We start from the raw sequence: 5,104 nt of genomic DNA on the forward strand, positions 1-5,104 counted from the left end.
TTCCCGATGCCCTTAACATTTATAAAGTCAATATTTTAAGTAAGAATTTCCTAAAATATAAAAAGGCAGGGACTAATCCCTGCCTTTTTTCACTTTTATACGATAAGACAAGCATTCATTTAAAAATGCTTTCTCTTTAAATTGCCACTTCTCAAAATCAAATGCGCCACCTGGGAAAATTCCTACAATGCTTAAATTTGCTTTATCACATAGATTACTAATTTCTTCTACTGTATAACAGCGTAACGACTGCGTGACAATACCATTTGGATAAGCAGGATCCCACCAATGATCTAACATTCTTTCATTTGAATTATCGTATTCATACTTTCGCATAGCTGAACCTAATCGCATTTCTTTCCCACTTACTTTTTTCCAATAAAGTGGTTGATAAATATCAATAAGTGCACATGCATCGTCTTTCATCCAGCTTTGAATACGCTTTAGTAAATACAATTGCTCTTCATCTGTTCCTACACCAAAACCATCTAGGTAGCTTACAACATCAAACTTTTCTGGAATATCAATTTGATAGAAATCACCACAATGAATCGTAATATCTTTACTTGAGTGCTCCCTTGCAAATGCAACTAATTCTGGTACAAGCTCTACTGTCGTCATCTTCACATTTAACTTAGACATAGCTCTTGCAAATCCACCATTCCCTGCACCAAGTTCCAGCATCGTCTGCATTGGATAACCAACTTGTTCTTGAACATCTTTAGCAACATGATGAAGCCAGTTTTCCGTATTTATATCGTAATTTAATAATTCGAATTGTTTTTTGTAAAATTCCTTCACCCATAATTCTTTCATTATAACTTTCCTCCTGTAATAGTTTTTTCTACTACAGGTAAGAAACTAAGTTCCTAATCCCCACTAAAAATCCCCCTTATTAATAACCTATAATTCATATATTATCACAATAGTTAGAATTTTAAAACTACCGAACGGAAATTTTTAATAAAAAATCCCAGATAGAAGGATTTTTTAGGATCCACTATCTGGGTTGTACATTACATATATTCTTAATACATCTCTTATTTTTTCTCTATTCGGTACTCCACCCAATTACCAGAAATGATAGGTCTCTGTAACATCTCTTTATCCTGAGCAATATACACATATGCATTTATTTCTCTATTAGCAAAGTAAACGGTTTGTGTAATCCGTTCATATAAATCTGTTTCCGCATTACCTGTATATTCTTCTAAATCATCTAACTTTTGTAAAACTCTATCGCTTACTGCATAAATTTCTCCATATACCTTTTCTTCCTTTGTACAAATCATTGCCGGATAACCTTCATTTGTATCAAAGAGTTTCCCATGAGTCCATGCTTCGTCAGCTATGCAAGTTGCTCCATATAAGTAATGAGCATTTGCTTGTTGTTTTCTTAATGTGCCATAAACAAAAACATAGTGCATGTTCCCTATCCCCTTCATCATTCTCTATTTTCTTATTTGTAAATAAGCACGAATCATAAAGTAACTCACTTCATCTGGAAGTTGTTCTTTAATAGACTTTAACCCACCTTCTGCATGTTGCACCGCAGATTTAATAAGAGATTCATATTTTGCTGGAACAAAGCTTGGCCAATCTACTTCCATGCCTTCTTCATAACAGCGAATTAAATGATTTTCTACAGTTTGACGTGATAGACCTCTTTCTTTTGCAATCATACTTAGTTCTGCGCCTTGTTTATAGAGTTCATACGTATCTAGGTGAGAATTTGTTGATGCCTTCCCAGATTTTTTACGCTCAGTAACAACTTCTGTTTTAATCGTTTCAGCGTAATCTGGGTTTTCTTCAATAAAATCAATGACTGCTTGTAAAAAGTGAGAACCATACTTCGCAAGTTTATGTTCCCCAATCCCTTTTACTTGCAAGAGTTCTGCATCACTTTGCGGCATTTTTGCACACATATCTTTTAAGGTTTGATCAGAGAAAATAACAAATGGCGGTACGCCTTCTCCTTGTGCGATTTCTTTCCGCACTTCACGCAACACTTCAAACAGAGGATGATCTTGTACAATTTGTCTTGTTTCCACTCTTTCTTTACGTAATACCTTTTCATTTCCAAGTAATACTTCTTTTCCTTTTGCTGTTACTTTTAACGTTGGATACGTACCATGTTCTACAGCTATCAATTCATCTGAAATTAAAAACTCAATAAACTCACTTACCTCTTTGACACTGCGCTTCGATAAAAGACCGTATGTTGGTAACGTATGAAAATTAAATTCAATCACCTTTTTATTTTTCGATCCCGTCAACACTTGCGCAATCATTTGCTTTCCAAATCGCTGGTTTGTTCGAATCATACACGATAAAACCATTTGTGATTCTCTTGTAACATCAATACTTTCACGTTCATCTGTACAATTCCCGCAGCACCCACAATCTTCTTTCGGTTCTTCTCCAAAGTATTGCAAAATAAAAGATTGTAAACATTGTTCCGTATGGCAATAATCTGTCATGTGCTGCAGCTTTTCTAGTTCATTTGAGAAACGTGATTCTCCAGTAGATTGATCAATTAAAAAGCGCTGCACTTGTACATCTTGGGAAGAATATAGCAAAATACATTCACTATCTAGTCCGTCACGACCAGCACGCCCTGCTTCTTGATAATAACTTTCCATGTTTTTTGGAAGTTGATAATGAATTACGTACCGTATATTGGATTTATCAATACCCATACCAAATGCAGATGTCGCTACCATCACGCTCACTTCATCACGTAAAAAACACTCTTGCTGCTCATTTCGATCATGATCGTTCATGCCAGCATGATAACGTGCAACCGAAACCCCTGCTTTATTTAAATCTTCATATAACTGATCGACAACTTTTCTTGTCGCTGCATAAATAATTCCAGATTCCTTTTTATTTTGACGAATATAGTCTGCTAAATATGCATTTCGGTCTTGTCCTTTAATCACTGAAAATGATAAATTTTCCCGTTCAAAGGTTGTCATAACTGTGTTCGCCGGATCAATTTCTAATGTACGACAAATATCTTCCCGTACTTGCGGCGTCGCTGTTGCAGTTAACGCAAGCACAAGTGGTTTTTCCGGAAGATAATCTAAAATACGATGTATGTGTAAATAGCTTGGACGAAAATCATGTCCCCACTGTGAAATACAGTGCGCTTCATCAATGGCGATCATTGGGATTTTCATGTCGATAAGTTGATCGACAAATTCCATTGAATCAAGGCGTTCTGGTGCAACATAAAGTAGCTTATAGTGCCCTTGTTTCGCTAATTGAATTCGTTGATTTGCTTCTGCAATAGAAATAGAACTATTAATATATGTAGCTGAAATCCCGTTTTGTACTAGTGTATCTACTTGATCCTTCATAAGTGAAATCAAAGGTGAGATAACTAATGTCGTCCCCTCAAATACTAATGCTGGAATTTGATAACAAATTGATTTACCACCGCCTGTTGGCATAATACAAACTGTATCTTTTCCATCCAGTACATTTTTAATTGTTTCATCTTGCCCTCGGCGGAATGACGAGTAGCCAAAATAGGAAGCTAAAAGTTCTTGTGCTTTTGTAAACAAAAAAGATTCACCTGCTTTTCTTAGTCTTTCATCTATTAATATTATATCATCACTTGAAAATCATTGTACTTGTACTTCTCTGCATGCATACGTATAACTGTTAAAAATTCATATAAAGCTGGAGAAATCCATTTATTTTTATGATACGCAAGTTGTGTCGCAAACTTTGCTTCATTTAAAATAACAGTTTGTAGTTTCTTGTCTTTCTGCTCTTGTCTAAGCGTAATTATCGGTAATAAAGAAATTCCTAATCCGCACATTACACATTGCTTTATTGCCTCAATGCTCCAAAATTCAAATGTACTTTCATGCTGGATCCCTTGTCTCTGTAAATAATGCTCAAAAAATGCTCGGTAACTGCATCCACGTTCTGTGTACAAAAAGGTCTCTTCTTGAGAAAATTGGACATCCTGCGAATCTGTTTGTGTAACAATGTAATCTTTCGGAAAAACAAACGTCATTTGCGGAATTTTTGCAGCATATAAATTATTACCCGGTCTATTTAACAAGGTGCTTTCTTTAAGTTTAATCGCTTGTTTCCTTATGATTCTCTCTTTCTCTTCCATTTGGATTTTAATAAGTATTGGAGTACTAGTTGCTTCCTATGGATTACAGTGCTTAAAAAATAAACCAAACATTTATAAAAAGGAAATTTCAATAAAATAATGAAAAAAAGAATCTCATTAAGCTATTTATCACACAGATTATACATTTTCATGAGATATAAGCACCAACTGTAAATTGATTGAGGGAGGTTTATTTATGAAACGTAACAATAATCCAATTGGTTTTAACGATTCAAATAAACAACTCAAAATTTCTAATCTTGATGCGTGGAAATATGAATCTATTTATAAATACCGGCCTTTATTTTCATACAGAAAATTTTTTAGCATCTTTTTCAAAGAAACAAAACGTTAATACAAAGGTTCTCAACCCGTAACCTATGGACTTCATTCATCGCAATTGTTAACATTTAATTAAGAACCCCTTATTACGACCTGCTTTTTACATGCAGGTCTTTTTTATTTCCTTATTTTTAACTCGATCAAATATCAAAATTCAGTGAAAGCATAAAAATTCAAGATATATGAAGTAACAGTTGATAACGGCTTAATTTTTTCTCAATATACAAAATCCATTTCATTTGTTACGATAAAAGTACTCCAGATGGGTTACTGCTCATCAACATTATCTAGTTAAAGAGACCTGCTCGCGGGAAGTAGGTCTCTTTGACTTTTTTTAAATCATTCTTGCAACCTTACCTTTTTATTTGGGCGTATTTACCAAGGTTCTTCCTAACACATTCATGTTAAGATTACTTGGTTAAGTCTAATACACTCGACTATGCTTTATGAATCTCCGCTTCTTCCCTTGTGGGGATTCATTTACTATACTAGCTTATTTCAATTTATCTAATAGATTGTTTTACCTATCAACTGGAAATTATTTAATTGATGCTTTTGGCAGTATAATTTTTTCCAAATTAATCCCCTTCCTTTTTATTCTTCTTAAAATCCTGTCCCCTACTTTAC

5 protein-coding genes and 1 pseudogene are annotated in these 5,104 nt (G+C 34.3%); 2 read left to right on the forward strand and 4 right to left on the reverse strand.

Features of this window, described 5'->3' with window-relative positions:
• Window positions 1–72 precede the first annotated feature (72 nt).
• The 4 genes from V7183_RS05060 to V7183_RS05075 all read right to left on the reverse strand — a co-directional run bounded on the left by V7183_RS05060 (window position 73) and on the right by V7183_RS05075 (window position 4,030).
• Window positions 73–816 (reverse strand): class I SAM-dependent methyltransferase, encoded by a 744-nt coding sequence (locus V7183_RS05060; protein ID WP_335358899.1) that lies wholly within the window; start codon window positions 814–816, stop codon window positions 73–75.
• 224 nt (window positions 817–1,040) lie between these two features.
• Entirely contained in the window at window positions 1,041–1,427 is a 387-nt protein-coding gene (locus V7183_RS05065) for a gamma-glutamylcyclotransferase family protein (protein WP_335358900.1), read from the reverse strand.
• 24 nt (window positions 1,428–1,451) lie between these two features.
• Window positions 1,452–3,569, reverse strand: a complete 2,118-nt coding sequence (gene recQ / locus V7183_RS05070) for a DNA helicase RecQ (RefSeq protein ID WP_335358901.1) — start codon at window positions 3,567–3,569, stop codon at window positions 1,452–1,454.
• 41 nt (window positions 3,570–3,610) lie between these two features.
• Window positions 3,611–4,030, reverse strand: a complete 420-nt coding sequence (locus tag V7183_RS05075; RefSeq protein WP_438825155.1) for a LysR family transcriptional regulator substrate-binding protein — start codon at window positions 4,028–4,030, stop codon at window positions 3,611–3,613.
• Here V7183_RS05075 and V7183_RS25920 point away from each other — a divergent pair.
• Together V7183_RS25920 and V7183_RS05080 are read left to right on the forward strand one after the other, a co-directional pair.
• A pseudogene (locus tag V7183_RS25920) lies at window positions 4,023–4,235 on the forward strand (APC family permease); the annotation flags it as partial. The gene V7183_RS05075 and the pseudogene V7183_RS25920 sit on opposite strands and share 8 nt — an antisense overlap.
• Window positions 4,236–4,331: 96 nt before the next feature.
• Complete coding sequence (locus tag V7183_RS05080) at window positions 4,332–4,490, forward strand: hypothetical protein (RefSeq protein WP_170958116.1); 159 nt, start codon at window positions 4,332–4,334, stop codon at window positions 4,488–4,490.
• The last annotated feature ends 614 nt before the right edge of the window (window positions 4,491–5,104 follow it).

Source organism: Bacillus sp. JJ1127, assembly GCF_036965845.1.
In the GTDB taxonomy this organism is placed as follows: Bacteria; Bacillota; Bacilli; order Bacillales; family Bacillaceae_G; genus Bacillus_A.

Bases quoted from the DNA above. Each gene is read 5' to 3' on its own strand.
- V7183_RS05080 (WP_170958116.1), top strand. From the start codon at position 4,332: ATGAAACGTAACAATAATCCAATTGGTTTTAACGATTCAAATAAACAA.
- V7183_RS05075 (WP_438825155.1), bottom strand. From the start codon at position 4,030: ATGACGTTTGTTTTTCCGAAAGATTACATTGTTACACAAACAGATTCG.
- V7183_RS05065 (WP_335358900.1), bottom strand. From the start codon at position 1,427: ATGCACTATGTTTTTGTTTATGGCACATTAAGAAAACAACAAGCAAAT.
- V7183_RS05060 (WP_335358899.1), bottom strand. From the start codon at position 816: ATGAAAGAATTATGGGTGAAGGAATTTTACAAAAAACAATTCGAATTA.